Raw genomic sequence first — 26,626 nt, forward strand, 5'->3', positions numbered from 1 at the left:
CGCCCGCACCGGGCCGCGGGCGGCGCCGGGAGCAAGCGTCCGGGCCATCGCGACGAGCGCCGCCAGACCCGCCTCGCCACGGCGCAACGGCTCGGCGACCGCCGAGTGCCGCAACGCCCAGGGCGGCGGAGCGGGGGCGCTCGGCAGGGCGAACCCGCGGTCCTCCCACCGGATCACGGCCGTCTCCCAGCCGGCGAGACCCGCCCTGATGATCGCCGCGCCGCCCACAACCAGCCAGCCCCAGCCGTCCACGACGGCGGCGACCGGCGTCACCGCGGCCACGGCGGTCCATCCGAAGGCGGTCACCGCCGCCCGACGACGCGCCCACCGGACGCCACGCCCGGCGCGCCGTTCGGCCCGCAGCAACGACCGGCGTTCGACATCGGCACGCACCCAGTCCGGCAACACCGGCCGCAGTGCCCCGCCCGGCACCCCGTCCCACCCCGGCCAGCCGGTCACGGCCGGTCCCGCCTTCCGACTCACGGCGTCCCACCGCCGGTGGGCTTGACCGCGGAACCGGATGACGCCGCGGAACCGCCCGCGCCAGCGGGAAGCTGGCCCCCGGCCGCCATGTCACCGCGCAGCTCGGCGAGGCGGGAGGAGGCCCGGGCGTCCATGGTCGCGCGCCGCACCTCGATCATCCGCGCCTCCATCCCCTGGGAGGCGAGTTCATGGCGCCCGAGAGCGACCGCGTAGCGCTGCTCGACCTTGTCGCGGATCTCCCCGAGGGTGGGCGTGTCCCCCGCCGGGGCGAGCGAGGACATCCCCTCCATCGCCTTGGTCATCTGCTCCTGCATGGCGGCGTGCTCGATCTGTGTCAGCAGGCGAGCACGCTCAGCGAGATGGCGTTGCATCCGCACGGTGTTGTCCTCGACCGCGGTCCGGGCCTGCTGGGCCGACGCGGCGGCCTGGCGGTGCAGGTTCTTCAGGTCCTCCAGCGATGCCTCCGCCGAGACCAGCTGGCTGGCGAACGCCTGGGCCGTCTCCTCGTAGCCGGCCGCGGTGGCCAGATCGCCGGCCGCTCGCGCGTTGTCAGCCAGCAGCAACGAGGACCGGGCGGACTCGGTGAGGTTCGCGACCTCGTCCACCTGGCGTGCCATGCGCATCTCCAGCTGACGCTGGTTACCCACGACAAGCGCCGCCTGCTGGACCAGCGCCTCGTGCTGCTGCCGGGCCTCCGCGATGGCCTGGTCGATCTGCACCCGCGGGTCGGCCTTCTCGTCGAACTTCCGGTTCGCCGAGGCCGACAGATAGCGGTAGATCTTGCGGACGACATTCGCCATACATCGATCGTCGCACGCCGGAGCCGCGGCAGTTACCCCGCGGCGGACTCAGACGGGCGGCTGCAGCGCCGTGCGGCCGCGTCCCGCGCAGACCAGACATGCCCGGCAGGCCGGCACAAAGCCGCCGCGCGCGGTGGCGAAGACCACCAGCAGCTCGCCCAACCCGTTACAGCTCTTGCACACCTGGACCAGCCGGCACTCCGACCAGCCGTCATCGTCCTCCGGCCACGCGGGGGTATTCACGCGATCTTCTTTCCCTGCGGGCCATGCCCGGGAGCCCGCCCGGGAACGACGATCGACACCAACCTGCGCCACGAGAACTATCTCGGGAGAGTCGCAGAGGGGTCCGCCACCCGCCACCAGACAACCCCTTTCGGGGGATGGCCCTTTCGGGGGAGGGCAAACCGCCCCCGGCGCGGGACTCACACCATCGCCTGGAACATCCAGTGCTGCTCCTCCAGATCGTGGACGATCTCGATGATCAGGTTCTGGGTGACCGGGTCGGCCTTCTCGGTCGCGTCCATGCGGGTACGCATCCTCGTGACCACCCCGGCAAGGACCTCGGTCGTCTGCCGGATCACCTTCTCATCCGGGATGTACCCCACCCCCACTCCCGGCAGGTGGGTGCCTCGGGCGACCGTCGAGGACTGACCGTCCGGGTTGACCCCGATCGCGACGGCACGTTCGGCGGTGGCGTCCGCGTAACGACGCGCCAGGTCGACGACCTCGTCGAGTTGGCGATGCACACTGCGGAAGGTGCGCCCGGTGACGTTCCAGTGCAGCTGCTTGGCGGACAGGGACAGGTCAATCAGGTCGATCAACGTGCCCTGGAGGGCCTCACCGGTGACGCTTCGTGCCCCGTCGGACAACGGGCTGCGGATGGCGCTCATACTCGACCCCTCTCACGCCGGAGACATCTGCTCCCTGCGGCGTGCCCCGTGAAGAGATCCGTATGCGTCCAGAACGCCCCGGCGCCCAGCACAGCCCGACATCGCGAACGAGACACCTACCGAGACCTACCTCATCGAGACCTACCTCATGAACGGAGCGCACGTCATGAACGGAGCAGACCCCGAACGTGAACGGGACAGCCGACGCGGCGGGACGCCGGAAGACGCCGGACGCCCAACTCAGGCCGCCCGGTCGACGACCGCGGCGCGGGCGGGAACCACCACGGTGGGCGCGCCGACCCGCGCGGGCACCGCCAGCTCGGCGAGCTCGAGATCCTCACTCACCTCGCGCAGCAGGTCCGCGAGCCGTACTCCCAGTGCGTCACAGATGGCGGCAAGCAGCTCGGAGCTGGCCTCCTTCTGCCCACGCTCAACTTCCGAGAGGTAGCCGAGCGACACCCGTGCCGCCGACGACACCTCCCGAAGCGTGCGGTGCTGATCCTGACGGCGGCGGCGCAACGCCTCGCCGAGCATGCGTCGGAGCAGGAGCATCGAGCCTCCTCCTTCGTCCGCGGGATGCGTTCACCGTATACCCACCACCGCAACCATCGGGCCCTCGTTGATGGGACTGTAACTGTGTAGGCACCTCAGGTCCGGCGATTAGTCTCGCGCGTCAGGGCGCGCCGTCGCCGGTTGTGGTCATCTCGCTGCTCGGCAGCCCGGCGAGCAGCCGACGCACCAGGTCCAGCGCGGACACCACCGCGTAGGTGCGGATGCGCGGCCGGTCCCCGGGCAGCCGTACCGACCGGGTGACGGTGCCATCCGGTCCGGCCAGGCCGATATGCAGCGTGCCAACCGGTTTGTCCTCCCGTGGCCGCGGGCCCGCGACTCCCGTGGTGGACAACCCGTAAGTGGCGCCCAGCCGAGACCGGACCCCCGCCGCCATCGCGGCGGCCGTCCTCGACGACACCGCGCCCCCGGCGGCCAACAGACCCTCGTCGACACCAAGCGCCGACGCCTTGACCTCCGTGGCGTAGGAGACGATGCCGCCACGGAACGCGACGCTCGCACCGGGGACGTCGGTCAGCCGCCCGGCGAGCAGCCCCCCGGTGATGGACTCCGCGACGGCCAGCGTCGCCGACCGCTGGACGAGCAGCCCCAGGACCACGCCTTCGAGGGAGTCGTCCGCACCGCCGTACACCCCGGCGCCCAGCGCGGTCCGGGCCGCGGTCTCCACCGGTGCGATCAGCATCTCGGCCTCGGCCCGATCCCGGGCCCGGGCCGTGATACGCACCCGGGTCTGGCCACCGCTGGCCAGGAACGCGATACGCGGATTGCCGATCGGGGCAAGCCGGTCGACCTCGTCCGCGAGGGCCTCGGCGACGGCCGACTCCCACATGCCCGCCGTGCGCAGCACCCGGTGGACGACCACCGCGGGCTGCCCGGCCCGGCGCAGGATGTCGGGCAGCACGCTGGCGGTGAACATGTCGTTCATCTCGAACGGCACACCGGGCATCGCGTAGACGACGCCGGTCCCGATCTCCATCCGTATCCCCGGGGCTGTTCCGGCGCCGTTCGGCAGCGGTTGTGCCCCCTCGGGCAGGTCCGCCTGCCGGTAGTTCATCTGGGGCACGCGCCGGCCACCGTCACCGCGGCCCAGGTCCCGGAACCGTCGCCGCAGCATCGACTCCAGGAAGTCGTCCCGGCGCAGGCCGACGCCGGCCGCGGCGGCGATGCCCTCGCGGGTCAGGTCGTCCTGGGTGGGACCGAGCCCTCCGGTCATGATGACGACGTCAGCCCGGTCCAGTGCCACCCGGATCGCCGTGGCGATCATGTCGATGTCGTCACCGACGACCGTCGACGTCGTGACGGTCACTCCGACATCGGCCAGCTGCCGACCCAACCAGGCCGCGTTGCCGTTGACGATGTCGCCGTAGAGAAGTTCGTCCCCCACCGCCAGCAGCTCAGCGCGCATCGGTCCGCCCCTCCGTCTTCCTGGTGGTCGGTCCGGCCGCCGTTGACGGGGCGGACCCGGCCGGCCCGGCCCCCCGGTGACGTACCGGGGGGCCGGTGCCGGGCGAGAGGCCGGTGGATGGCGCGCCCGTCGGCGGGGTGACACCGCCGGGATCCCGCGCGGCCCGCCGCCGCAGCGCGAGAGCTCGACAGACATAATCGATCCCGGTGACCATGACGACCACCACGCCGGCCGCGAGGATCACAGCCCGGCTCGTGGCGGCAACACCCGCCAGCGGAAGCACGTAGAGACCGATCGCGACGTTCAGCAGCAGGGTCTTGGCCTTGCCCCCACGGCTCGCCGCGATCACCCCGAAGCGGATCACCCACAAGCGCAGGAGGGTGACGCCGACCTCCCGCAGGAGGATCAGTACGGTGACCGGCCAGGGCAGCTCACCGAGCACGGACAGCGAGATCAACGCGGCACCGGTCAGCGCCTTGTCGGCGATCGGATCGACCAGGATGCCGAAGTCGGTGACGAGGTGCCAGCGGCGGGCGATGGAGCCGTCGATCTGGTCGGTCACCGCGGCCACCGCATAGGCGCCGAAGGCGGCGTACCGCCAGGTATGCCCGTCGGGCCCGGCGAACAGGAAGACCACGAAGACCGGCACCAACACCAGCCGCACGATCGTCAGCAGGTTGGCGACATTAACCACCGGGGCCGCAGGGACTACCGGGGCAGAAACGGGCTCCGCGGGGAGCGGCGACGGCCCTTCGCCGCGCTCCCCCTGGCGTCGGCGCCCGACGCCGTCACGTCCCATCCGCGACGCCCCGGCCCACGAGGGCCGCCGCCCGATCCGGCGCCGGCCGCGCGACCGCGGCCGTGGGACGGGCCCGATCGAGCACCGCGGTGAACTCCGCGATCAGATCGACACCCTCGGTGGTGACCACCCGGGCCTCGACGAGATCCCCCACCCCGAGGCGCTCCGGCCCGTCATCCGCCGCGCCGCCCGGGGACAGGCGCACGGCGCAGCCGCCGTCGACCTCCGCCTGCTGGTGGGCGGCGCAGCCGGTGGCCAGACCACCGGCGACCTCCTCCACCAGAACCTGTACCCGGGAGCCGATCCGCGCGTCCGCCCGGGCGGCGGTCAGCTGCTCGACGAGGTCGGTGACGCGTACCCGCCGACGCTCGATCAGCTCATCGGGGATCTTGCCCATCAGCCCGGCGGCCTCGGTACCCTCCTCGTCGGAGTAGCCGAACACGCCGACGGCGTCGAGCTCGGCGGCCTCGAGGAACTCCGTGAGGATGTCGACATCCTCGGGGGTCTCCCCCGGGAACCCGACGATGACGTTAGATCGCGCCCCCAGGTCGGGCGCCAGCGCGCGGGCGCGGGCGAGCAGGTCGAGGAAATGCCCACTGCCGCCGAAGCGGCGCATCCGGCGCAGCACCGGCGGGCTCGCATGCTGGAAGGACAGATCGAGATAGGGCGCGAGGCCCGGAGTGGTCAGCAGTACCTCGAGCAGCGACGGACGCATCTCGGCGGGCTGCAGGTAGACCGTGCGCACCCGGACAATACCCGACACCGCCGCGAGTTGCGGCAGCAGCTTCTCCAGCGCGCGCAGATCCCCGAGGTCCTTGCCGTAGGAGGTGGAGTTCTCGCTGACCAGGACCAGCTCGCGGGCACCCTGACCGGCCAGCCATTCGGCCTCGGCGAGCACGTCATCGGGCGACCGCGAGACGTGGGAGCCGCGAAACGACGGGATCGCGCAGAAGGCGCAGCGCCGGTCACACCCGCTGGAGATCTTCAGGACGGCGACCGGCCCGGTCGTCAACCGCCGGCGCAGCGGAACGGCTCCGGCGGGCACCGCGCCCGGCGGGAGAGCGGGCGCGGCCCGGTCCACCGGGGTGATCGGCAGCATCGTCCGCCGGTCACGCGGGGAGTGCGCGGGCACCGGGGTACCGGCCAGCACGGCCGCGAGGTGCGTGGCGATGTTCGGATAGGCATCGAATCCGAGGACCGCGTCCGCCTCGGGCAGACTCTCGGCGAGCTCGGTTCCGTACCGCTCGGCCAGGCAGCCCACGGCCACCACCGCGCGCGGACCCGGGCCGGCGCCGTCCGCGGGACCGGACGGACCGCCACCGGCCCGCAGGTCGTCCGCCGCCAGCAGGGCGTCGATGGAGTCCTTCTTCGCCGCGTCGACGAATCCGCAGGTGTTGACGAGCACGGCGTCGGCGTCGGCGGCGTCGGAGACGAGCTCCCACCCGTCCGCGCCGAGCCGAGCGGCCAGCTCCTCCGAATCCACCTCGTTCCGGGAACAACCGAGCGTGATCAGAGCTACCCGGCGATGGAGACGTGTGGACACCAGGTCAGGCTACCGGGGCCGGCGCGGGCGGTGACGCGGCCACGAGACCGCTACGCTGTTCGTCGCCGACCTCGCAGGCGCCGGAAGCGGCGGCGCTCACCCGGATCGTCACGACCTGCCCGGGTCCGCCCGGCGCCCCGAGGCTCCTGCCGTTACATGACACATCGACCGCACCGGCATTGCCCACCTTGATGTGCAGGGCCCCCGACGCCGTCACCGTCCGGCTGTCGCCGGACTGCAGGAGCTGGGAGAGCAGGACCTGCTCGGCGTCGTCGCGCACCTCCAGCCAGCTCTGCGCGCCGCGTACCGCCAGGACGACGTTCACCCCTGTCGGCGCGGGCGTGGTCGCGGTGGGAGCCGCCGGGCTCCTCGAGGCCGGCGGGACGGTCACGGTCGGGGTGAGCCCCACGGCCCCGCCCGGCCCCAGCGCGGCCCTGTCGTCCGAGGAATCGGAGGAACCTGGCAGCAGCAGCGCGAGAGCCGCGATGACACACACCACGACCAGCGAAAGGATCATTGCCGGACCCCACCGGAACCCGCCGCGCCGCCGGCGGGACTCCCCGCGCAGCGCATCGAACTCGGCCGAGGGGACGATCATCAACGGGCCGGTCTGGTGCTCGTGCGAGGCGTCGTAGGCCGCCAGCACCGGCCCGGGATCGAGCCCGAGGGTGGTGGCGATGCTGCGCAGATGCCCGCGGGCATACACCGTGCCGCCGCACTGCGAGAAGTCGTCCTGCTCGATCTGATCGATCAGACCCGCCCTGACCCGGGTGCGCTCGCTGACCTGGGAGACCGTGAGACCGCGGTCACGCCGTGCCGCTGCCAGGATGGACCCGACGCTGTCCCGCGGCTGCGGACCGTCCACGGACTGCATGAGCGAACCTCCGCAACCGTCTTTTCCGCCTACCGTGGACGCGAGGCCTTCAGTTTACGGCGCGTCCCCCGGCGCTGAAAGCGGGGACGTTCCATCGGAGGCTTCCTCATCCGTTACGCAGGGTTATGAGCAGACCCTCCAACTCGTCCGGCATGACCAGCACGTCACGCGCCTTCGAGCCCTCACTCGCGCCGACGATGCCCCGGCTCTCCATCAGGTCCATCAGCCGCCCGGCCTTCGCGAACCCGACCCGCAGCTTGCGCTGCAGCATCGAGGTGGAGCCGAACTGCGTGCTCACCACGAGCTCGACGGCCTGCAGGAAGAGCTGCAGATCGTCTCCGATCTCCTCGTCGATCTCCTTCCTGGCCTCGCCGCCAGCGTCGAACACGTCCTCCCGGAACGCCGGCGGCGCCTGTTCCTTCGTGTGGTCGACGATGGCCGCGATCTCGTCCTCGGAAACGAAGGCACCCTGGATACGGGCGGGTTTGCCCGCTCCCATCGGCAGGAAGAGCGCGTCCCCCAGGCCGACGAGCTTCTCCGCGCCGGCCTGGTCGAGGATCGTCCGGCTGTCCGTCAACGACGCCGTCGCGAAGGCGAGCCGGGACGGCACGTTCGCCTTGATCAAGCCGGTCACCACGTCGACGGAGGGCCGCTGGGTGGCGAGCACCAGGTGGATGCCCACCGCCCGGGCCATGGCGGTGATCCGGCAGATAGAGTCCTCGACGTCGCGCGGCGCCACCATCATCAGGTCGGCGAGCTCGTCGACGATGGCCAGGATGTAGGGGTAGGGCACGTAGACACGTTCGGATCCCGGCGGGGCAGCGATCTCACCGTTACGCACTTTGCGGTTGAAGTCGTCGACGTGACGCACCCCGCACGCGGCGAGGTCCTCGTACCGGTTCTCCATCTCCTTCACGACCCATTGCAGCGCATCGGCCGCCTTCTTGGGATTCGTGATGATCGGCGTAATCAGATGGGGAATACCCTGGTAGTTCGTCAGCTCGACTCGCTTGGGGTCCACCAGCACCATGCGCACCTGGTCAGGGGTGGCCCGGGCCAGCACCGAGGTGATGAGGGTGTTGATACACGTCGACTTGCCGGCTCCGGTCGCCCCGGCGATGAGGATGTGCGGCATCTTGGCCAGGTTGGCGAGCACGTAGCCGCCCTCGATGTCCTTGCCGAGACCGACAACCAGCGGATGCGGGTTGCCGGTCGCCTCCCCGCTGCGCAGGACGTCGCCGAGCGACACCAACTCCCGGTCGGTGTTGGGAATCTCGATACCGACCGCGCTCTTGCCCGGGATCGGACTGATGATCCGCACGTCCGGGCTCTTCACCGCGTACGCGATGTTCTTCGTGAGCTGGATGATCCGCTCGACCTTGACCGCGGCACCGAGCTCGACCTCGTAGCGGGTGACCGTCGGTCCCCGGGTGAAGCCGGTCACCTGGGCGTCCACTTTGAACTGGGCGAACACGTCGGTCAGCGAGGCGATCACCCCGTCGGTCGCGGCCGAGCGGGCCTTGGGCGGCGTACCGGAGCGCAGCAGGGTCGGCGACGGCAGCCGGTAGTCACCGTCGGCCGGGGGGACCAGATGCTCGATTTCGCCGCCGAAGTCCGCGGAACCCGGACCGGGGACACCGGTCGCGGTGTCCGCCGCACCCGCGGTCGCCCGGGCTGTCCGGGCCCGGGCCTTGCGCGGCGGACCGAGCGCGGCCCCCGCTACCGGTTCCCCGCCACCGGCGGCCGCACCGCCCGGATCGGGGGCCGTAGTCACGTAGCCGGTGTCCGCCTCCGGGCCGGCGAGCTCGCCGAACAAGTCGAGGGCGAGGTCCCCGGCGGGCGGCCGGGCGGCCGGCCGGGCGACGTCGGCGGCATCGGCGACGTCGAAGACCTCACCATCACCCGGGGGCGTTCCCCTGGGCGGGGTCGCCCGACCGCCGCGCCGACGCCGGCCCGTACCCGCCGCCCCGGCCGCGAGCAGGCCGTCGGACAGCTCCGAATCGTCCTCGGGGTCGTCGCGGAAGTCCGCGTCCTCGTCGTACTCGCCGGCGTCCCGGGCGGGACCGCGCACCCCGATGGTGAGCCGATCGACGAGCTCACCGAGCCGCTCGGGCACCTGGCGGACAGGGGTCGCCGTGATGACGAGAACGCCGAAGAACGTCAGCAGCAGCAGCAGCGGAACGGCGACGTACGGCGTCACCGCGCTGGCCAGCGGAAGGCCACCGAGCAGCCCGACGAAGCCACCGGCCGCCCGCATCCGGGCGACGCCGTCCGAGAAGTCGGGCAGGCCACGAGCGATGTGCACCATGCCGAGCAGACCGACGGCGACCGCCGTCCACCCGATCACCACCCGGCCCCGGCTGCCCGGATCGGTCGGGGACCGGACCAGCCGCCACGCGGCGCCCAGACCGAACAGCGGCAGTGCCCAGGCGCCGACGCCGACCAGCAGCTCCAGGACCGCGGCCACGTACCTCCCCAGCGGCCCGGCGGCGGAGAACCACACCGAGGCAGCGGCCAGGATCGCCCCGCCGAACGCGGTCAGGCCGAGCCCGTCACGCCGGTGCCCTGGATCGATGTGCAGCTCACGGGCGCCCCGGCCGGCCCGGCGCAGCACGGTGCCCAGCGCCGTCGCCGCGCCCATCCACAGCCGGTAGACGCTCTTGACGACTGTCTGGCCGATCAGCAGCGACAGCGGGGGGCGACTCGCCCGGGCCGGTGGACGGGCCGGTGTCCTACCGCGGCCGGCCGCGCGGGACCCGCCTGACCGGCCGGAGCCGCCCGACCGGCCAGCCGCCGTCGATGCGCGTGCCTTGCCGCCCTGACCGCCGCCCCGCGGGGTACCTTCACCCCGCGAGGTGCCTTGACGCCCACCACCGCCCCCCGGCCGGGACGTGGCCGTCTCCGTCTGCGCACGCGTCCGCGCGCCACTGGTCCGTGTGGCCACCGTCGAAACGGTACACACGAGCGTGCCCGAGTACTGGCAACCCCGACGAACCGGGCGCGCCGCAACGCCTCAGACCTCGAGAACCACCGGAACGATCATCGGGCGGCGCCGGTAGTTCTCGTTGACCCAACGACCGACCGTGCGCCGCACGAGCTGCTGCAGGGCCGTCAGATCGTTCATCCCGGTGCGCATGGCGTCCACCAGCCCGTCGCTGACCAGTTTGGAGACGGAGTCGAAGGTGCCCGGCGCATCGGAGAAACCGCGGGCAGAGAGATCCGGGCCGACGACGACCTTGCCCGCCGCGGCGTCCACCACGACAGTGATCGTGATGAAACCCTCCTCGCCGAGGATCCGGCGGTCCTTCAGGCTCGGCTCACCGACGTCCCCAACCGCGGCGCCATCGACGTAGACATAGCCGCAGGGAACAACGCCGGTGATCCGCGCCCGGCCGTCGAGCAGGTCGATGACGATGCCGTCCTCGGCGAGCACCACGTGGTCCGGGGGCACCCCGGTCGCCTCGGCGAGCTTGGCGTGGGCCCGCAGGTGCCGCCATTCGCCGTGGACCGGCATGACGTTGGACGGCCTGGTGGCGTTCAGGACGTAGAGCAGCTCGCCCGCCGGGGCGTGACCCGAGGTGTGAACCTTCGCCACGCCCTTGTGAACGACCTTGGCGCCGTAGCGGGTCAGCCCGTTGATCACCCGGAACACCGCGTTCTCGTTGCCGGGGATGAGGCTGGAGGCGAGCACGACCGTGTCGCCGGCCTGGATGCGGATCTGGTGATCCCGATTGGCCATCCGGGACAGGGCCGAGAGCGGCTCCCCCTGGGAGCCCGTGGAGATCAGGCAGATGTTGCGGTCCGGCAGCGCGTCCACGTCCCGGGCATCGACGATCAGACCCGGTGGCACCTGCAGCAGCCCGAGGTCGCGGGCCACTCCCATGTTGCGGACCATCGACCTGCCCACGAAGCAGACCGACCGACCGTGCTCCTCGGCCGCGTCGAGCACCTGCTGCACCCGGTGCACATGGCTGGCGAAGCAGGCGATGATGATCCGGCGGGTCGCCTCACGGAAGACTCCGTCGAGCACCGGGGCGATCTCCCGCTCGGAGGTGACGAACCCGGGCACCTCGGCGTTGGTCGAGTCGGACAGCAGCAGGTCCACACCCTCGCGGCCGAGCCGCGCGAAGCCCCCCAGGTCGGTCAGCCGGCCGTCGAGCGGCAGCTGGTCCATCTTGAAGTCGCCGGTGTGCAAGACGAGCCCGGCCTCGGTGCGGATGGCCACGGCCACGGCGTCCGGGATGGAGTGGTTGACCGCGAAGAACTCGCACTCGAACGGCCCGAAGGCGTGCCGCTCCTCCTCCCGGATCTCCTGAGTGACCGCCTTGACGCGGTGCTCGGCGAGCTTCGCGTTCATCAGCGCCAGGGTGAGCCGGGTGCCGATCAGCGGGATGTCACGCCGTTCCCGCAGCAGGTAGGGCACCGCCCCGATGTGATCCTCGTGTGCGTGGGTGAGGATCACCGCCTCGATGTCGTCGAGGCGATCCCGGATGGCGGCGAAGTCGGGCAGGATCAGGTCGATCCCCGGCTGGACGTCCTCCGGGAACAACACCCCGCAGTCCACGATCAGCAGCCGGCCGGCGTGTTCGAAGACGGTCATGTTGCGACCGATCTCCCCGACCCCACCGAGCGGGATGATCCGCAGGCCGTCCGCGCGCAGCGGCGGCGGCGGGCCGAGGTCGGGATGCGGATGGCTCATGAGACCTCACCCGCCGCGGCGACGGCCAGCCCGACAGACGAGGCGGGCCCGGACGAGACGGGCCCGGACGAGACGCCTGCCGGCGCGCCCGGTGGCCCGGCGACGTCGAGGACCGCCTCGGCGAGGTCCGCCCGCAGCCGCGCGACCTCGGCGGGAGCGGCGTCCACCAACGGTGGCCGGACCGGCCCCGCGGGCAGCCCGGCCAGCCGCAGCGCGGCCTTGGCCAGAATCACGCCCTGGCTGCGGAACATTCCTTCATACGCGGGCAGCAAGCCCTGATGCAGCGCGATCGCCCGACCCACCTCACCGGCCCCGAAGGCCTCGATCATGGCACGGATCGCGGGTGCGGCCACGTGCCCGACAACACTGATGACTCCGCAGGCCCCGATGGACAGCAACGGCAGGTTGAGCGCGTCGGTGCCGGAGTAATACGCCAGACCGGTCCGCGCCAGCACCCAGGAGGATGCGGGCAGATCGTCCTTAGCGTCCTTGACCGCGACGATACGCGGGTGTTCGGCCAACCGCACCAGAGTCTCCGACGCCACCGGGACCCCGGTCCGGCCGGGGATGTCGTAGATGACGACCGGTAGCCCGGTCGCCTCGGCGACGGTGACGAAATGCCGCAGCAACCCGGCCTGCGGTGGCTTGTTGTAGTAGGGCGTCACGACGAGCAGGCCGTGCGCGCCCGCGGCTTCGGCGGCCCGCGCCAGTTCCACGCTGTGCGCGGTGTCACTCGTCCCGACACCGGAGATCACGCGGGCGCGGCTTCCCACGGCCTCGACGACGACCCGCACCAGGCGGTCCTTCTCCTCGTCGGTGGTCGTCGGAGACTCCCCGGTGGTGCCGTTGACCACGAGCCCGTCGTTGCCGGCGTCCACCAGACGGTTCGCGAGCTCCGCGGCACCCGCCTCATCGAGACCGCCGTCCGCCCGGAACGGCGTGACCATCGCTGTGATCACGCGCCCGAACGGCGCCGGCGGCAACATTGACATACCGGTCACGCTAGACAGCACCTCCGACATCACCTCTGGCGACCGACATCACCCGCCGGACCGCCGAACCTCCGCGTTCACTCCTCCGACACCGCCGGGCCGGCACCGGTCCATCCTCCGCCCACGCCGGCTTTCCCGCTCCGCCGGCCCGAGCCGTGCCTGCTCCCCGGACTCGCCACAAGCGACCGGCGCGAGACCCGCGGGGGCCGCTGGGCCACCGCACGCGGATACCGTCCGCCCGGCCCGGGGACGGCGCACCGCGCGGTGTCGGGCACCGCGACCGGGTCGAACGCCGATCGGACCCCGCCGTCACCGGATGGAGACGGATCGCGACCGGCCGGGCCCCGATCGGGGACGACGGGACGACCGGCGGGGACGGCAGCGCACCGGAATGCACCGCACCGCACAGCACCGTCCCACCCGCCGCGACAGAGCTTTCAGAGTACCGCCACCGGATCGTCCGGGCGGTGCCATCCGGCGGCGCGCGGGTCCGCCAGGATCGCGCCCGCCATCCGGGACATTACCGTAATGCCAGACTACCGTCACCCAATGCCACCGGCGAGGGCCGCCCGGGTCCCGCGGGCGATCTCCAGGTCCTCGCGTGCCTCGATCACGAGCGTGCGCACGGCGGCCCCCGGCACGCCGATCTCGCGCTCCGTGCCACCAGATGGGCCCGTACCACCGGCCCGGGCCGGATCGTTACGCTCGGGATCCACCGCCACGCCCAGGTAGCCGAGTCCGGCCGCGGCCCCGGCCCGCACGGAGGCGGAGTTCTCCCCGACGCCACCGGTGAACACCAGGGCGTCCAGCCCGCCCAGCGCGGCGGTCATCGCGGCGATCCCGGCGCGCAGCCGGTGCAGGTAGACCGCCAGCGCCAACGCGGCGGCCGGCTCACCCGCGGCGGCGCCGGACTCGACCTCCCGCATGTCCGCCGTCCCCGCGAGCGCGCGCAGCCCCGCCGAGGTGAACAGACGATCGGTGAGCTCGTGCGCGCTCAGTCCCGCCTCCGTCTGCAGCCACAGCAGCGCGCCGGGATCCACGGTGCCGGACCGGGTGGCCATCACCAGGCCCTCCAGCGGGGTGAAGCCCATCGTGGTGTCCACCCCCACCCCGTCGAGAACGGCGGCGAGCGACGCGCCCGAGCCGAGATGACAGGTCACGATGCGCCGCGCCCCGGCGAGCGCAGCCGCCCGCCGGGAGACGTGGGCGTGGGACAGGCCGTGGAAGCCGTACCGGCGGATGCCGTACCGCTCCCGCCACTCGGCCGGGATGGCGTAGGTGATGGCCTCCGCCGGCATCCGGCTGTGAAACGCCGTGTCGAAGCAGGCGACCTGCGCCACCTCGGGCACGGCCGCCCCGACCTCGTCGAGGGCGGCGAGCGCCGCCGGCTGGTGCAGGGGGGCGAGGGCGGTCAGCCTCCGCAGCCGCTCGGCCACGGCCCGGTCGACGACCACGGGGGCGGTGAAATCCGTCCCGCCGTGCACGATGCGGTGCCCGACCGCGCCCGGCTGGCCACCCTCATGGGTGAGCTCGCGCAGCGCGGCGACGACCCCGGCCGGGTCCGCCCGACCGGCTGGCGCGGTGAGATCGCGCGCGGCGAGCAGGGCGTCGTCCGGGCCGATCAGCCGCAGCTTGAGGCTGGCCGATCCGGCGTTGACCACCAGGACGTTCATCGCGACGGGGCGGGGCTCGGTAGGGGCGGGGCTCGGTAGGGGCGGGACTCAGTAGGGCCAGGTCCAGTTCCGGATCTCCGGGGCGTCCTCGCCGTGGTCCCGGGTGTAGGTCCGGGCCGCGAGCCGCGCGTCGACCATCTGCTGCCGGACGTGCGCAGCGCGGGCGCCCAGGCTCGGTACCCGGTCGATGACGTCCGCCACCAGGTGGAACCGGTCGAGGTTGTTCAGCATGACCATGTCGAACGGGGTGGTAGTCGTCCCCTCCTCGATGTAGCCACGGACATGCAGGTTGTGATGGTTGTGCCGCCGGTAGGTCAGCCGGTGGATCAGCCAGGGATAGCCGTGGTAGGCGAAGATGACCGGCCGGTCGGTGGTGAACAGCGCGTCGAAGCGGGCGTGCGAGATGCCGTGCGGATGTTCCGCCTCGTCCTGCAGGGACATCAGGTCGACGACGTTGACGACGCGCACCTTCAGGTCGGGGAAGTGCTGGCGCAGGATGTCCACCGCGGCGAGGGTCTCCAGGGTCGGGATGTCCCCGGCGCAGGCCATCACCACATCCGGCAGCCCGTCGCCGGGCGCGTCGTGGTCGTTGCTGGCCCAATCCCAGATGCCCAGGCCACGGGTGCAGTGGGCGATCGCCGCCGGCATCGACAGGTAGTTCAGCGCCGGCTGCTTGCCGGCCACGATCACGTTGATGTAGTGCCGGCTGCGCAGGCAGTGGTTGCCGACGGAGAGCAGGGTGTTCGCGTCCGGGGGCAGGTACACCCGGACGACCTCGGCCTTCTTGTTCACGACGTGATCGATGAACCCGGGGTCCTGATGGGAGAAGCCGTTGTGGTCCTGCCGCCACACGTGGCTGGTCAGCAGGTAGTTCAACGAGGCGATCGGGCGCCGCCACGGGATGTGCCGGGTGGTCTTCAGCCATTTCGCGTGCTGGTTGACCATCGAGTCGACGATGTGGATGAACGCCTCGTAGCAGGAGAAGAGCCCGTGCCGGCCGGTGAGCAGATAGCCCTCCAGCCAGCCCTGGCACAGATGCTCGGAAAGCACCTCCATGACCCGGCCGTCCACGGCCAGGTGCTCGTCCGTCGGTTCCGTCCCGGCGTTCCAGGCGCGGTCGGTCACCTCGAAGAGCGCAGCCAGCCGATTGGAGGCGGTCTCGTCCGGGCCCATCACCCGGAAGGTGCTCGGATTGGCGGCCATCACGTCCCGTAGGAACGCGCCCAGGACCCGGGTCGGCTCGGCAAGGGTGGTCCCGGGGGCGGTGACGTCGACCGCGTAGTCGCGGAAGTCAGGAAGGGTCAGATCACGCAGCAGCTCGCCCCCGTTGGCATGCGGGTTCGCGCTCATCCTCCGGGGACCGCGAGGGGCGAGCGCGGCGAGTTCGGGCCGCAGGGCTCCGCCGGCATCGAAGAGCTCCTCCGGCCGGTAGGAGCGCAGCCACGCCTCCAGCTGGGCCAGGTGCCCGGGGTTGTCGTGCAGCTGCGCGACGGGCACCTGGTGGGACCGCCACGTGCCCTCGACCGGCAGGCCATCGACGACGGCCGGCCCGGTCCACCCCTTGGGGGTCCGCAGCACGATCATCGGCCAGGTGGGGCGCTCGGTGCGGCCGTGGCGGCGGGCCCGGTCCTGGATCTCGTGGATCTCGTCGACGGCGGCGTCCAGGACGCCCGCCATCCGCTGGTGCACCGCGGCCGGGTCGTCCCCGGCCACGAAGTACGGATGGTAACCGTAGCCACGCAGGAGCGCGGTCAGCTCCTGCTCGGGGATGCGGGCCAGGATCGTCGGATTGGCGATCTTGTAACCGTTGAGGTGCAGGACCGGCAGCACCGCGCCGTCGCGACCCGGGTCGAGGAACTTGTTGGAGTGCCAGCTCGCCGCGAGCGGGCCCGTCTCGGCCTCCCCGTCCCCCACGACGGCGCAGACCACCAGGTCGGGATTGTCGAAGGCCGCGCCGTAGGCGTGGGTCAGCGCGTAACCGAGCTCGCCGCCCTCATGGATGGACCCGGGAATCTCCGGCGCGACGTGGCTGGGGATTCCGCCGGGGAAGGAAAACTGCCGGAACAGCCGCCGCATCCCCGCCGCATCCCGGCCGATCGAGGGGTAGACCTCGCTGTAGGTGCCTTCCAGGTAGGCGTTCGCCACGATGCCGGGACCGCCGTGACCCGGACCGATGATGTAGATGGCGTTCAGGTCCTTTGCCCGGATCACGCGGTTCAAGTGGGCGTAGATGAGGTTCAGGCCGGGAGTCGTGCCCCAGTGCCCGAGCAGGCGCGGTTTGACGTGCTCCGGACGCAGCGGCTCGGTGAGCAGGGGATTGTCGAGCAGGTAGATCTGCCCGACGGACAGATAGTGCGCCGCTCGCCAGTAGGCGTGGATGAGATCGAGCTCCGCCGGGGACAACGGCCCCGCGGCCGGATCCGCGCCGCTCCGCTCGGCGTCGACGACGCTCGTCATCGGCTGTCCTCTTTCTCTTTCTCCCGACAAATCAATGGGCGGCCGGCGGCGGGGAGGCCCGGCGCTCAGCCCTCTCCCACCAGCGGGCTGGAGGCGACCTCGGTGCCGTCGTCCAGCGTCGAGATCCGGAAGTCGGCGAACACGTTGGGCGCCACCCGGAGCAGCTCCCGCAGGGCGGCGACGGCAAGCCCGCGGATCTCCACGTCGGCATGCTCGCTCGCCCGCATCCCGATGAAGTGCCGCCACGCCCGGTAGTTCCCGGTGACCACGATCCGGGTCTCGGTCGCGTTCATCAGCACCGACCGGGCCGCCTGGCGCGCCTGCTTGCGCCGTGAGGTGGGCGCGGAAACGTCGGCGAACCGCTTCTCCAGACCTTCCAGCAGACGCCCGTAGGCCTCCAGCGAGGCCGCCGCGGCCTGTTGGAACAGGGCGTGCAGCTCCGGATCGGCTGCGATGACCTCCGGTTCCACCACGGCGGCGTCCCGCTCGGGGACGTAACGCTGGGAGAGCTGGCTGTAGGAGAAGTGCCGGTGCCGAACCAGCTCATGGGTGAGGCTGCGCGACACCCCGGTGAGATAGAGCGATATGGTCCCGTGCTCGAGCACGGACAGATGCCCGACGTCGAGAATGTGCCGCAGGTAGCCGGCGTTGGTCGCGGTCGCCGGATTCGGCTTGTTCCAGCTCTGGTAGCAGGCCCGCCCGGCGAACTCGGCGAGGGCCTGACCGCCGTCGGCGTCGGTGCTCCAGGCCACGTCGTCCGGGGGGATGAACTCGGTCTTGGCGATCACTTGGACCCGAAGCCGCACGGACGTCGGCCCGGACGCCGGTTCGGGCGTCGGCTGCGACACTGCCACCTCCATCATCTGGGCACGGGACCCGTTGCCCGGTCGCTGGCGGACTCCTCCCACGGTAGACGGCGCCCGTCCGCCGGGATACGGGGACCTCACCCGGCGGCGGCATGCACCCGGACGCCAGGCCTGCAATCACCCGACCGGGCCAGCAATCGCCCAACCGGGATCGTGTCGGCATCCACTTACCCGTCCGGTTACCCGATCGACGCGCGGGGATTGGCAGTCACAACCCGCGTGGTACACCGGAGGTGGACGCCTCGTCAGTCCCCAGCGACGAGGAGTCGCAGTGCCCGCCCTCACGGCGTGGCATGGCGCGGCCGGGGATCTCCGCCCCCGTCAATCCCCGGCCGCCCGGCCACGTCACGACGGGCAGCCTCCCGGCGATGGCGCGGCGGCACGCCCGCCGGTCAGCCCGCGGCCGGGGTCCAGGCCGCTGGATCCGCCGCGGACTGGTCCCCGGTGGCCATGTTCTTCACCTCGTGCGCCCGGCCATCGTCGAAGGGCGGGAACCAGACGAATCCGATGCCCTTGCGGGAGGCGTAGCGGACCTGCTTGGCCACCTTGTCCGGCTGGTGGTAGGTCTCCACCCGCAGCCCCCGGGTGCGCAGCTCGGCGGCCGTCGCGAGGGCGGCGGCACGGCGCGGCGCGGAGGGGATCACGACTAGCACGTCGGCGGGGCTGGACGGCCCGGTGGTGAGCAGGCCCTCGGCCAAGAGCTTGGCGAAGATGCGGGTGAGGCCGATCGAGATCCCGACGCCGGGGAGGTTGCGGCGGATGAAGGAGCCGGCAAGGTTGTCGTACCGCCCCCCCGAGCAGATGCTGCCGAAGTCCGGCCAGTCAACGAACTTCGCCTCGTAGACGGTCCCGGTGTAGTAATCGAGACCGCGGGCGATCGAGAGGTCCGCGACCACGCCGCCGGCGGGCAGGTCGGCGAGATCGCCGAGATCATCGAGAACCGCGGCGAGCTCGTCGAGCCCCTCGGAGAGCAGGTCCGACTTCACCCCGAGCCGGCGTACCTCCTCGACGACGCCGGGATCGGAGCCCCGGATGCCCGTGAGCTCCAGGCAGGCGCACACCTGGTCCGGGTCGAGCCCGACCGCGGTGGTCAGCAGCCCCTCCACTCCCGCGAGGCCGATCTTGTCGAGCTTGTCAGCGACCCGGATGACGGCCAGCGGATCGCCGATGCCCAGGCCCTCGTAGAAGCCCTGGAGCACCTTGCGATTGTTAATGTTGAGGGTCCAGGGCGGAACGCCGAGGGTGCCCAGGACCTCATGCACGATGCGGGGAAGCTCCGCGTCGAAGTGCAGGGGCACCTGATCAACATTGATCACGTCGATGTCGCACTGGGTGAACTCGCGGAAGCGGCCCTCCTGCGGACGCTCCCCCCGCCACACCCGCTGGATCTGGTAGCGCTTGAACGGGAACACGAGGTCGTTGAAGTGGGCGGCCACGTACCGCGCGAAGGGCACCGTGAGGTCGAAGTGCAGGCCGAGGCGGGCGCTGTCGTCGTCGGCGTCGGCCTGCAGGCGGCGCAGCGTATAGACCTCCTGGGAGGTCTCCCCCTTCGCGGTCAGCACCTCGAGCGCCTCGACCGAGGGGGTCTCCACCGAGCAGAAGCCGTACCGCTCGAACGTCGCCCGGATGGTGTCGAGCCAGCGCTGCTCGACGAGACGGATCTCGGGCAGCCACTCGGGAAACCCGCTCACGGACAGGGGACGGACGATCGGCGCGTCACTCATCGCCGCGGAATCTCCTCATCATCTCGAACGGACGGGCACCTGCCGCCCCGGGCACGGTCAACCGCGAAGCCGGGTGGCAGTCACCGATGTCGAGCGAGGAGACGCATGAGCGACAGCCTATCGCGTGGGGCTCGTTGCCCTCACGGCCGGAGAGCGGTCCCACGGCGGGGATGGGGCCCGTTCCACCGGGCCCCATCCCCGCCGATCACATCGGGTGCCCCGCGCGCGCCTCGACCTCCGCGAGCCGCGCACCCACCTCGCCGCGCTGCTCGGCCGGCGCCGGCGGCGGTCCGTCCCTCCGGTGCCGCTGCTCCGGCAACGAGCTCGGGATGATGCCGGTCGGCCGGCCGGGGGCCAGGTAGACCCATCCGGCCTGGCGCCACTGGTCGGCGTCGAGCGCGTGCCGGGCGTCCACCATGACCTTGCGCCGGACCACGGCCCCGAGCCGGGCCGGGTCCAGGTCGGCGAACTGGCGCCACTCGGTGAGTAGGACCAGCGCATCGGCCCCCTCGACCACGGCCTCGACGGAGTCGCTGTAGGCGAGGCCGGGCAGGGCCCGCCGGGCGTTGTGCGTCGCGACCGGATCCACGACCGTCACCTCGGCGCCGGTCCCGGCCAGCAGCCCCGCGACCGCGAGCGCCGGGGAGTCCCGCACGTCGTCGGAGTTGGGCTTGAACGCGGCGCCCAGCACGACGAGGCGCCGGCCGGCCAGCGTGCCGTCCAGGGCCGCGGTGACCAGGTCCACCACGCGGTCCCGGCGGCGATTGTTGATCTCGTCGATCTCGCGCAGGAAACGCAGCGCCGCACCGACCCCGAGCTCGTCCGCGCGGGCCTGGAAGGCCCGGATGTCCTTAGGTAGGCAGCCGCCCCCGAACCCCACCCCCGGACGCAGGAAGTTCCCGCCGATGCGCACGTCGTGGGACAGCGCCTCGGCCAGCGTCAGGACATCGGCATCGACCGCCTCGCACACCTCCGCCATCGCGTTGATGAAGGAGATCTTCGTCGCGAGAAAGGAGTTGGCCGCCGTCTTCACCAGCTCGGCCGTCGCGTAGTCCGTCACGATGACCGGCACCCCCTGGGCGATCACCGGCGCGAAGGCCGCCCGCAGCGCTCCTTCCGCAGCCGGGGAGGCGACACCGAAGACGAGCCGGTCCGGTCGCAGGGTGTCGGCCACCGCGAAGCCCTCCCGGAGGAACTCCGGGTTCCAGGCCAGCTGGACGCCAGCAAGATCGCTGGAGATGTCGGCGGGTTCGTCCACCTCGTCATGGCCCAGCCCGTCATGGCCCACCTCGACGCGGCCCAACCCGCCGGCCCCCGCCACGCCGAGCGCCGTCTCGTCCGCGGCCGGGCGGTTCGCCGGGGCGAGCTGCGCGATTGTCCGGGCTAGCCCCGCAGCCGTGCCGGCCGGCACCGTCGACTTGCCGACCACGAGGCACGGCCGGGTCAGCAGCGGCGCGAGGCGCTCGATGGCGGCGTGCAAGTGGCCCAGGTCCGCCCCGTAACCGTCGGCACGCTGGGGGGTGCCCACACAGACGAAGTGCACGTCGCCGAACTCGGCGATCTCCTCGAAGGAGGTGGTGAAACGCAGCCGTCCGGTCCGGAGGTTCGCGCGCAGGAGGTCAGCGAGGTCGGGCTCGAAGAACGGGATCTCCCCCGCGGACAACCGCTCGATCTTCGAATGGTCGACGTCCACGGCGAGCACCTCGAAGCCGAGCTCCGCCATGCACACCGCGTGGGTGGCCCCCAGATACCCGGTGCCGATGACGGTCAGGCGTGGGCGAGGCCCGGTTCCGGGCCCCGCCGCATCATCAAGGCTGTCCGACGAGCTCATCAGACTCCTCCTCACTCATCGTCGTACCCCCCTGGATTGAGACGCTGAAACTCCCAGGCATCCCGGCACATGTCCGCGACATCCCGGCGGGCTGACCAGCCGAGCGCCGTACGGGCGAGCGCCGCGTCGGCGACCAGTGCGGCGACGTCCCCCGGCCGCCTCGCCACGACGCGGCTGGGGAGATCACGAGCGCAGGCCGCGGAGAAGGCCGCGAGCAGTTCCCGCACGGAGGTGCCAGCGCCGGTCCCGAGGTTGATGACCCGATGTCCCGCCTGGTCATCAAGATGATCGAGAGCGAGTCGATGGCCCTCCGCCAGGTCGACCACGTGGATGTAGTCGCGTACGCCCGTGCCGTCGGACGTGGGGTAGTCGTCGCCGAAGATAGACAGCTCCGGGCGCCGGCCGACCGCCACCTGGGCCAGGTAGGGCATGACGTTATTCGGTACCCCACGGGGGTCCTCGCCGAGCAGGCCCGACTCGTGCGCCCCGGTGGGGTTGAAGTATCGCAGGGACGTCACGTGCCAGGACGGATCCCGGGCGCAGAGGTCGGCGAGGATCTGCTCGCACATCCACTTGGTGCGCGCGTAGGGATTGGTCGGGCGGGCCGGCGTGTCCTCGGCGATCGGTACCTTGGCCGCCGCTCCGTAGATTGCGCACGAGGACGAGAAGACCAGCCGGCGCACGCCGTGCTCCGCCATCACGGAGACCAGGCCCAACGTCGCGTTGACGTTCGTGTCGTAGTACTCCAGCGGGATGTCGACCGACTCGCCGACGGCCTTGAGAGCGGCGAAGTGAATAACGGAATCGATCTTCCATCGGCGGAACACGTCACCGAGCGCCGCCCGGTCACGGACATCGAGCCGCACGAAGTCGATGTCGCCGTCCACCACCTTACGCAGCCTGCCCAGCACCCGTGGTGAGCTGTTGGCGAAGTTGTCCACTCCCATTACCCGATGACCCGCGGCGAGCAGGTCCACCCAAGTATGGGAGCCGATGAACCCCGTCGCCCCGGTCACCAGGACCGTCTCGGCTCGACTCGTCGACGTCATAGCTCGGTTATCCACTTCTTCGTGATCAACTGAAACAACTCGCCACAGGTGCTCCATTCCGGCCCGGAACAACCGATCCCGGCAGCGGGATCAACCCGACGACGGCTAGGATCCGTACCTGGGATCGGCACCACGACCACGCCCGTCGCGCCGGTGCCCTTCGGCTGGACCGCGCGGTCCCGGCCGTTCGGGCAGCGAACACCGCGATGGGCACGGGCCCGCACTGGGCGGCGAACATCAGGCACAGCAGAACATAATCCCCAGATTGGTGCATCGCCGACCTGGTAGCGGCCTCGGCGATCCCGGTGAACCAGGCGATCGGCGCGAGCAGGAGCCCCGGTCCGGTCACAGCGCCAGCGTCGGGTAGTGCACGGCCGGTGGCAAGAACCGCGCGCACGGCACCCGGGGCCGGCGGTCCACGTCCCGGAAGAAGATGCCCGGGAAGAAGATATGTCCGGGAGGTGGCGGGGCCACGGGAACTCTCGGGTCACCATTGCCGCGGACATCCCGGGCCGGTCGCCGTTCGCCCACGCATCGGCGGCGAAGGCCCCGTCTCGACCTGAGCGCGCACGGCAGGTACGTGGCGCTGACATCCTCGGCGGGTTGCGGACCAATGCCACCGATCTCACGTAACACGGCGGTGCACACGGCGTGGTGCCGGCCATCGCGAGCCCTCCCCCCGCAAACAGAAAGCCACGTCCCCGGAAAGCTCGGTATCCGGGGGGACACCTTGACGCCGGTCAAGCGACCTGACGGCTCTCCGCGAGCTGGCCGGCGAACCAGGAGATCGTCCGGGTGAGCCCGTCATGCAGGCTCGTCTTCGGTTCCCAGCCCAGGAGGGTCCGGGCGAGGGTGATGTCGGGTTGGCGTACCGAAGGGTCGTCCTGGGGCCGCGGGACGAAGGTGATCGGCGCCGTCGATCCGCACAGGTCACGGACGAGCACCGCGGTGTCGAGGATCGACATCTCGTGCGGGTTCCCAATGTTCACGGGCCCGGGCAGGTCCGAGTGCAGAAGTCGGACGATGCCGTCGATCAGGTCGTCGACATAACAGATGGACCGGGTCTGGGTTCCGTCACCGGCGACCGTGATGGGCTCGCCCCGCAGCGTCTGGGAGATGAAGGCCGGAATGGCGCGACCGTCGTCGACCCGCATCCGCGGGCCGTAGGTGTTGAAGATGCGAACAATACCGGTGTCGACGCCGTGCTTGCGCCGATAGGCCATGGCCACCGCCTCGGAGAAGCGCTTGGCCTCGTCGTACACACTGCGTGGGCCGACCGGGTTCACGTTGCCCCAGTAGCCTTCCGGCTGGGGATTTACCTGTGGATCGCCGTAGGACTCCGAGGTCGAGGCGAGCAGGAACCGAGCATTCTTCTGTCGCGCCAGGCCAAGGGCGTGGAAGGTACCGAGCGAACCGACCTTGAGTGTCTCGATCGGCAGCTCGTAGTAATCCACCGGAGATGCCGGGGATGCAAAGTGCAACACGACGTCGACCGGACCGGAAACATAAATAAAATCATTCACATCCCGGTTGACCAGGCGGAAACGTGGATCGGCGAGCAGATGCTCCACGTTCTCCGGCCGGCCGGTGAGGAAGTTGTCGAAACAGATGACCTCGTAGCCGCCGCCCAGTAGGCGTTCACAGAGATGACTGCCCAGAAAACCGGCGCCGCCGGTCACTATCGCACGCACGTCGTGTGCTCCCGGATCTGGAATACAGAGGACCCCGGAGAGTACCCGTCGATCGCTGTCCGGAGTCCGGCGACGACGGGCGGCCTCCCTTGAGCCATGCGAAGGAGGCGGCGCATCGGATCAGATCGCGCCGCGAGGCCAGGTTGGAGGATCGGGGGAAAGGGGCATCAAATTGATCGGAGATCAGGAGATCAGTGACTGCTCACCCGCCGGGGGCGCTCAGCATGGACGCTGCTGGACCCGTCTCGAATGGCAACAGGATACGAACACCACACTACCCCCCAGTAGTCTGATGGCCGACAACGCCGACTCTCTGCGGCATCGTACACAGGTCATCGACGCGTTAGTACGCGGCCCCGGCTCAGTCTCCCTCCTCGCCGCGGTCAATACGATATAATTTCCTGTCACCGAGGGTGCCCGGCTCCCTCCGGGAGATGTCAATAGCCGTGCCGGATCCACCTGCATTGGATGAGCAATCCACCGCCAGGGGACGGGGCACGGTCACCCGCGGAAGTGCCGCTCGAGGGCGATCGCGTGACGCATCGCGGCGCGTCCCCGGCGGGTGTCCCCGGCATCTCCATAGGAGACCGCGAGCCGGTACCAGCGACGCCATTCGCCCGGCGCCGCCTCCGCCCGACGCTGGGCGAACGCGGCGTCGGCCGATGCGCGGTCGATCCGGCCCGACGGCCGGCGCACGAAAACCGGCTCGTCGGCTCGGGCGCCGGGGTCGGGGTCGAAGCCGCGGGCGGTGCCAGGCTCGACGTCAGCCGTCGCATCCGCGGCTACGTCGAACATCCGGGCAAGCCGCTCGGTATCGCGGCCGAAACGCAGCTCACGCAGGATGACGACGGCGCCGATCAGCGGAAGCAGCACGACACCGAGACCGAGTCCACGGGCCGCCCAGCGATCGTCGCCGAGCAACTGGATTCCCCTCCACCCGATCAGCCCGAGGTAGAAGCCACACGCCGCGACGAGCACGGCCACCAGCCACCGGGCCCTCACCTAGACGCCCCGCCCGATGCCGACGCCACCGGACCGTCCGGATCCAGCCGGATCCGCGCCCCGGGCGCCGCCAAGGTCGCCACAACCAGCCGTCCCGACTCCCGAAGACAACCGAAGAGCGCCACATACAGGGGTCGCGTCGCCGGCAACGGGACTCCGCCGTCGATCTCGTAACGGGTGTTGGTCACCTTACGCACCTGTGCCTGTGAATCATCCGCGCCGACCGGCGGAGCGTCCACCCGCCAGGCGAGCATCATCTCCGTGCAGCCCGCGGGCCAGGTCCACCGTAGCCGGTCGTGCTCCAGCCGCAGGTCCGAAGCGGCGGAAAGCTCGTCGACTGCGGTGCGCGGCGCCGACGGCCGGTCCGGTGCGGCCTCCGGACGCCCGGAGGTCGTCGGCGGCGATGCCCACGGGGACGGGGAGGGGAGCACCCTGTGCTCCCGGGCGAGGGCGGTGACCACCCCCCTCGCCCGGGCGGCGTCAAGCCCGTCCGCCTCCGCCTCGGCGACCAGCGCCGCGGCCTCCACGGGGAGCAGCACGTCCTCCACAAGAACGGCCGCGGCCACCCGCGGGCGCAACCGCTCGGTCGTCGTCACGGCGAGCGCATCGAGGTAGGCGTCCGGCTCGCCGTCGACCAGCAGCGCACCGACCGCGGCCAGGAGATCGTCGAGCAGTGCCCGCCGGCGGTCCGGCCGACGGGCCCGGTTGCGGACGAGCGCCGCATCACGCACCGCTCGGATCTCCGCCCGGCCGGTGCCGGGCCGCACGCCGATCAGGTCGAACAGGCTCCGGGGCGGGGTGCTTCCGGTGATCCGGCCCAGTTCATCGAGATCTGCGCGGACCTGGCCGAGTACCTCGGCGGGGATCGCGCCGGCCGAGGCCTCCGTGGCGGAGCTCCGCGATCCGGCAGGCAGGGCCCGATGACGCCGGATCCGCAGCGTGAACGCGGGGTCGTCGATCCCCTGGGATGCCGCCAGCGCCCGCAAACCGACGATCTTGTCCTCCGGGAGTCCACCGAACCGGGCGACGAGTCGCCCGACCGCGGCGTCCAGGGAGGCGAATCGTTCGTCGTCCCGGGCGGCGCGGGCGGCGGCGACCCGATCCCGCAGCTCTAGGCTTGTCTTCCGCACGTGCGTGCGATGAGCCAGCTGCTTGATTTCTTGTTCGGATCACGTCGGGGTGACCGCGATCGGTAGTGACGGGTCCGGGACTGTTCCTGGCTGTGACGGTCGCGATGGACTACGGGCCGCCGAGCGTCGAGAACCCGCTCGGCGCGCC

Annotated in this window: 20 protein-coding genes and 1 pseudogene; all 21 read right to left on the reverse strand. The window is 71.2% G+C overall.

Going from position 1 to position 26,626, the window contains the following annotated elements:
* Positions 1 to 483 (reverse strand): annotated as a pseudogene (locus AC08OT_RS07195) (phage shock envelope stress response protein PspM); the annotation flags it as partial.
* Entirely contained in the window at positions 480 to 1,283 is an 804-nt protein-coding gene (locus tag AC08OT_RS07200; RefSeq protein ID WP_462203814.1) for a PspA/IM30 family protein, read from the reverse strand. The gene AC08OT_RS07200 and the pseudogene AC08OT_RS07195, both read right to left, overlap by 4 nt.
* A 48-nt stretch (positions 1,284 to 1,331) precedes the next feature.
* Positions 1,332 to 1,526, reverse strand: a complete 195-nt coding sequence (locus AC08OT_RS07205; protein WP_462188818.1) for a hypothetical protein — start codon at positions 1,524 to 1,526, stop codon at positions 1,332 to 1,334.
* Positions 1,527 to 1,705: 179 nt separating this feature from the next.
* Positions 1,706 to 2,173: a Dps family protein gene (locus AC08OT_RS07210; protein ID WP_476593054.1), complete on the reverse strand. Its 468-nt coding sequence runs from the start codon at positions 2,171 to 2,173 to the stop codon at positions 1,706 to 1,708.
* Positions 2,174 to 2,413: 240 nt separating this feature from the next.
* Positions 2,414 to 2,725 (reverse strand): helix-turn-helix domain-containing protein, encoded by a 312-nt coding sequence (locus tag AC08OT_RS07215; RefSeq protein WP_476593055.1) that lies wholly within the window; start codon positions 2,723 to 2,725, stop codon positions 2,414 to 2,416.
* 121 nt (positions 2,726 to 2,846) lie between these two features.
* The gene (locus AC08OT_RS07220) at positions 2,847 to 4,148 is read right to left on the reverse strand and encodes a competence/damage-inducible protein A (protein WP_476593056.1); all 1,302 of its coding nucleotides are present in this window, start codon (positions 4,146 to 4,148) and stop codon (positions 2,847 to 2,849) included.
* Positions 4,138 to 4,842, reverse strand: coding sequence for a CDP-alcohol phosphatidyltransferase family protein (locus tag AC08OT_RS07225; protein WP_476593057.1), 705 nt, complete (start codon positions 4,840 to 4,842; stop codon positions 4,138 to 4,140). Before AC08OT_RS07225 ends, AC08OT_RS07220 begins: the two co-directional genes overlap by 11 nt.
* Positions 4,843 to 4,936: 94 nt before the next feature.
* Positions 4,937 to 6,490 (reverse strand): MiaB/RimO family radical SAM methylthiotransferase, encoded by a 1,554-nt coding sequence (locus tag AC08OT_RS07230; protein ID WP_476593058.1) that lies wholly within the window; start codon positions 6,488 to 6,490, stop codon positions 4,937 to 4,939.
* 4 nt (positions 6,491 to 6,494) lie between these two features.
* A complete protein-coding gene (locus tag AC08OT_RS07235) occupies positions 6,495 to 7,364 on the reverse strand; it encodes a helix-turn-helix domain-containing protein (RefSeq protein ID WP_476593059.1) in 870 nt (289 codons plus the stop codon).
* Positions 7,365 to 7,470: 106 nt separating this feature from the next.
* A complete protein-coding gene (locus AC08OT_RS07240; RefSeq protein ID WP_476593060.1) occupies positions 7,471 to 10,005 on the reverse strand; it encodes an FtsK/SpoIIIE family DNA translocase in 2,535 nt (844 codons plus the stop codon).
* A 372-nt stretch (positions 10,006 to 10,377) separates the two neighbouring features.
* Entirely contained in the window at positions 10,378 to 12,063 is a 1,686-nt protein-coding gene (locus AC08OT_RS07245) for a ribonuclease J (RefSeq protein ID WP_476593061.1), read from the reverse strand.
* Positions 12,060 to 13,085: a 4-hydroxy-tetrahydrodipicolinate synthase gene (gene dapA / locus AC08OT_RS07250; protein ID WP_476602659.1), complete on the reverse strand. Its 1,026-nt coding sequence runs from the start codon at positions 13,083 to 13,085 to the stop codon at positions 12,060 to 12,062. The genes AC08OT_RS07245 and dapA overlap by 4 nt, the downstream gene beginning before the upstream one ends.
* A gap of 512 nt (positions 13,086 to 13,597) precedes the next feature.
* Complete coding sequence (locus AC08OT_RS07255) at positions 13,598 to 14,728, reverse strand: acetate/propionate family kinase (protein WP_476595082.1); 1,131 nt, start codon at positions 14,726 to 14,728, stop codon at positions 13,598 to 13,600.
* A gap of 48 nt (positions 14,729 to 14,776) precedes the next feature.
* Complete coding sequence (locus AC08OT_RS07260) at positions 14,777 to 17,185, reverse strand: phosphoketolase family protein (protein ID WP_476593507.1); 2,409 nt, start codon at positions 17,183 to 17,185, stop codon at positions 14,777 to 14,779.
* Between the two features lie 65 nt (positions 17,186 to 17,250).
* Complete coding sequence (gene thyX / locus AC08OT_RS07265) at positions 17,251 to 18,048, reverse strand: FAD-dependent thymidylate synthase (RefSeq protein WP_462185757.1); 798 nt, start codon at positions 18,046 to 18,048, stop codon at positions 17,251 to 17,253.
* 395 nt (positions 18,049 to 18,443) lie between these two features.
* Entirely contained in the window at positions 18,444 to 19,775 is a 1,332-nt protein-coding gene (hisS, locus tag AC08OT_RS07270) for a histidine--tRNA ligase (protein ID WP_476593508.1), read from the reverse strand.
* A 205-nt stretch (positions 19,776 to 19,980) separates the two neighbouring features.
* A complete protein-coding gene (locus tag AC08OT_RS07275) occupies positions 19,981 to 21,606 on the reverse strand; it encodes a UDP-glucose dehydrogenase family protein (RefSeq protein ID WP_476593509.1) in 1,626 nt (541 codons plus the stop codon).
* Between the two features lie 11 nt (positions 21,607 to 21,617).
* The gene (galE, locus tag AC08OT_RS07280) at positions 21,618 to 22,655 is read right to left on the reverse strand and encodes a UDP-glucose 4-epimerase GalE (protein ID WP_476593510.1); all 1,038 of its coding nucleotides are present in this window, start codon (positions 22,653 to 22,655) and stop codon (positions 21,618 to 21,620) included.
* 740 nt (positions 22,656 to 23,395) lie between these two features.
* Complete coding sequence (locus AC08OT_RS07285; RefSeq protein ID WP_476593512.1) at positions 23,396 to 24,346, reverse strand: UDP-glucuronic acid decarboxylase family protein; 951 nt, start codon at positions 24,344 to 24,346, stop codon at positions 23,396 to 23,398.
* A 501-nt stretch (positions 24,347 to 24,847) separates the two neighbouring features.
* Positions 24,848 to 25,348 carry a hypothetical protein gene (locus tag AC08OT_RS07290; protein WP_476593513.1) on the reverse strand — a complete coding sequence of 167 codons (501 nt, stop codon included), beginning with the start codon at positions 25,346 to 25,348 and terminating at the stop codon, positions 24,848 to 24,850.
* Positions 25,345 to 26,478 (reverse strand): hypothetical protein, encoded by a 1,134-nt coding sequence (locus tag AC08OT_RS07295; RefSeq protein WP_476602660.1) that lies wholly within the window; start codon positions 26,476 to 26,478, stop codon positions 25,345 to 25,347. The genes AC08OT_RS07290 and AC08OT_RS07295 overlap by 4 nt, the downstream gene beginning before the upstream one ends.
* Positions 26,479 to 26,626: the final 148 nt, after the last annotated feature.

Source organism: Frankia sp. CgJB1 (assembly GCF_977947065.1).

Coding starts and splice junctions, on each gene's coding strand:
- AC08OT_RS07235 (WP_476593059.1), bottom strand. CDS start 7,364: ATGCAGTCCGTGGACGGTCCGCAGCCGCGGGACAGCGTCGGGTCCATC.
- AC08OT_RS07255 (WP_476595082.1), bottom strand. CDS start 14,728: ATGAACGTCCTGGTGGTCAACGCCGGATCGGCCAGCCTCAAGCTGCGG.
- galE (WP_476593510.1), bottom strand. CDS start 22,655: ATGACGTCGACGAGTCGAGCCGAGACGGTCCTGGTGACCGGGGCGACG.
- hisS (WP_476593508.1), bottom strand. CDS start 19,775: ATGAGTGACGCGCCGATCGTCCGTCCCCTGTCCGTGAGCGGGTTTCCC.
- AC08OT_RS07240 (WP_476593060.1), bottom strand. CDS start 10,005: ATGGGCGCGGCGACGGCGCTGGGCACCGTGCTGCGCCGGGCCGGCCGG.
- AC08OT_RS07200 (WP_462203814.1), bottom strand. CDS start 1,283: ATGGCGAATGTCGTCCGCAAGATCTACCGCTATCTGTCGGCCTCGGCG.
- AC08OT_RS07260 (WP_476593507.1), bottom strand. CDS start 17,185: ATGACGAGCGTCGTCGACGCCGAGCGGAGCGGCGCGGATCCGGCCGCG.
- AC08OT_RS07210 (WP_476593054.1), bottom strand. CDS start 2,173: ATGAGCGCCATCCGCAGCCCGTTGTCCGACGGGGCACGAAGCGTCACC.
- AC08OT_RS07215 (WP_476593055.1), bottom strand. CDS start 2,725: ATGCTCCTGCTCCGACGCATGCTCGGCGAGGCGTTGCGCCGCCGCCGT.
- AC08OT_RS07245 (WP_476593061.1), bottom strand. CDS start 12,063: ATGAGCCATCCGCATCCCGACCTCGGCCCGCCGCCGCCGCTGCGCGCG.
- dapA (WP_476602659.1), bottom strand. CDS start 13,085: ATGTCGGAGGTGCTGTCTAGCGTGACCGGTATGTCAATGTTGCCGCCG.
- thyX (WP_462185757.1), bottom strand. CDS start 18,048: ATGATGGAGGTGGCAGTGTCGCAGCCGACGCCCGAACCGGCGTCCGGG.
- AC08OT_RS07220 (WP_476593056.1), bottom strand. CDS start 4,148: ATGCGCGCTGAGCTGCTGGCGGTGGGGGACGAACTTCTCTACGGCGAC.
- AC08OT_RS07275 (WP_476593509.1), bottom strand. CDS start 21,606: ATGAGCTCGTCGGACAGCCTTGATGATGCGGCGGGGCCCGGAACCGGG.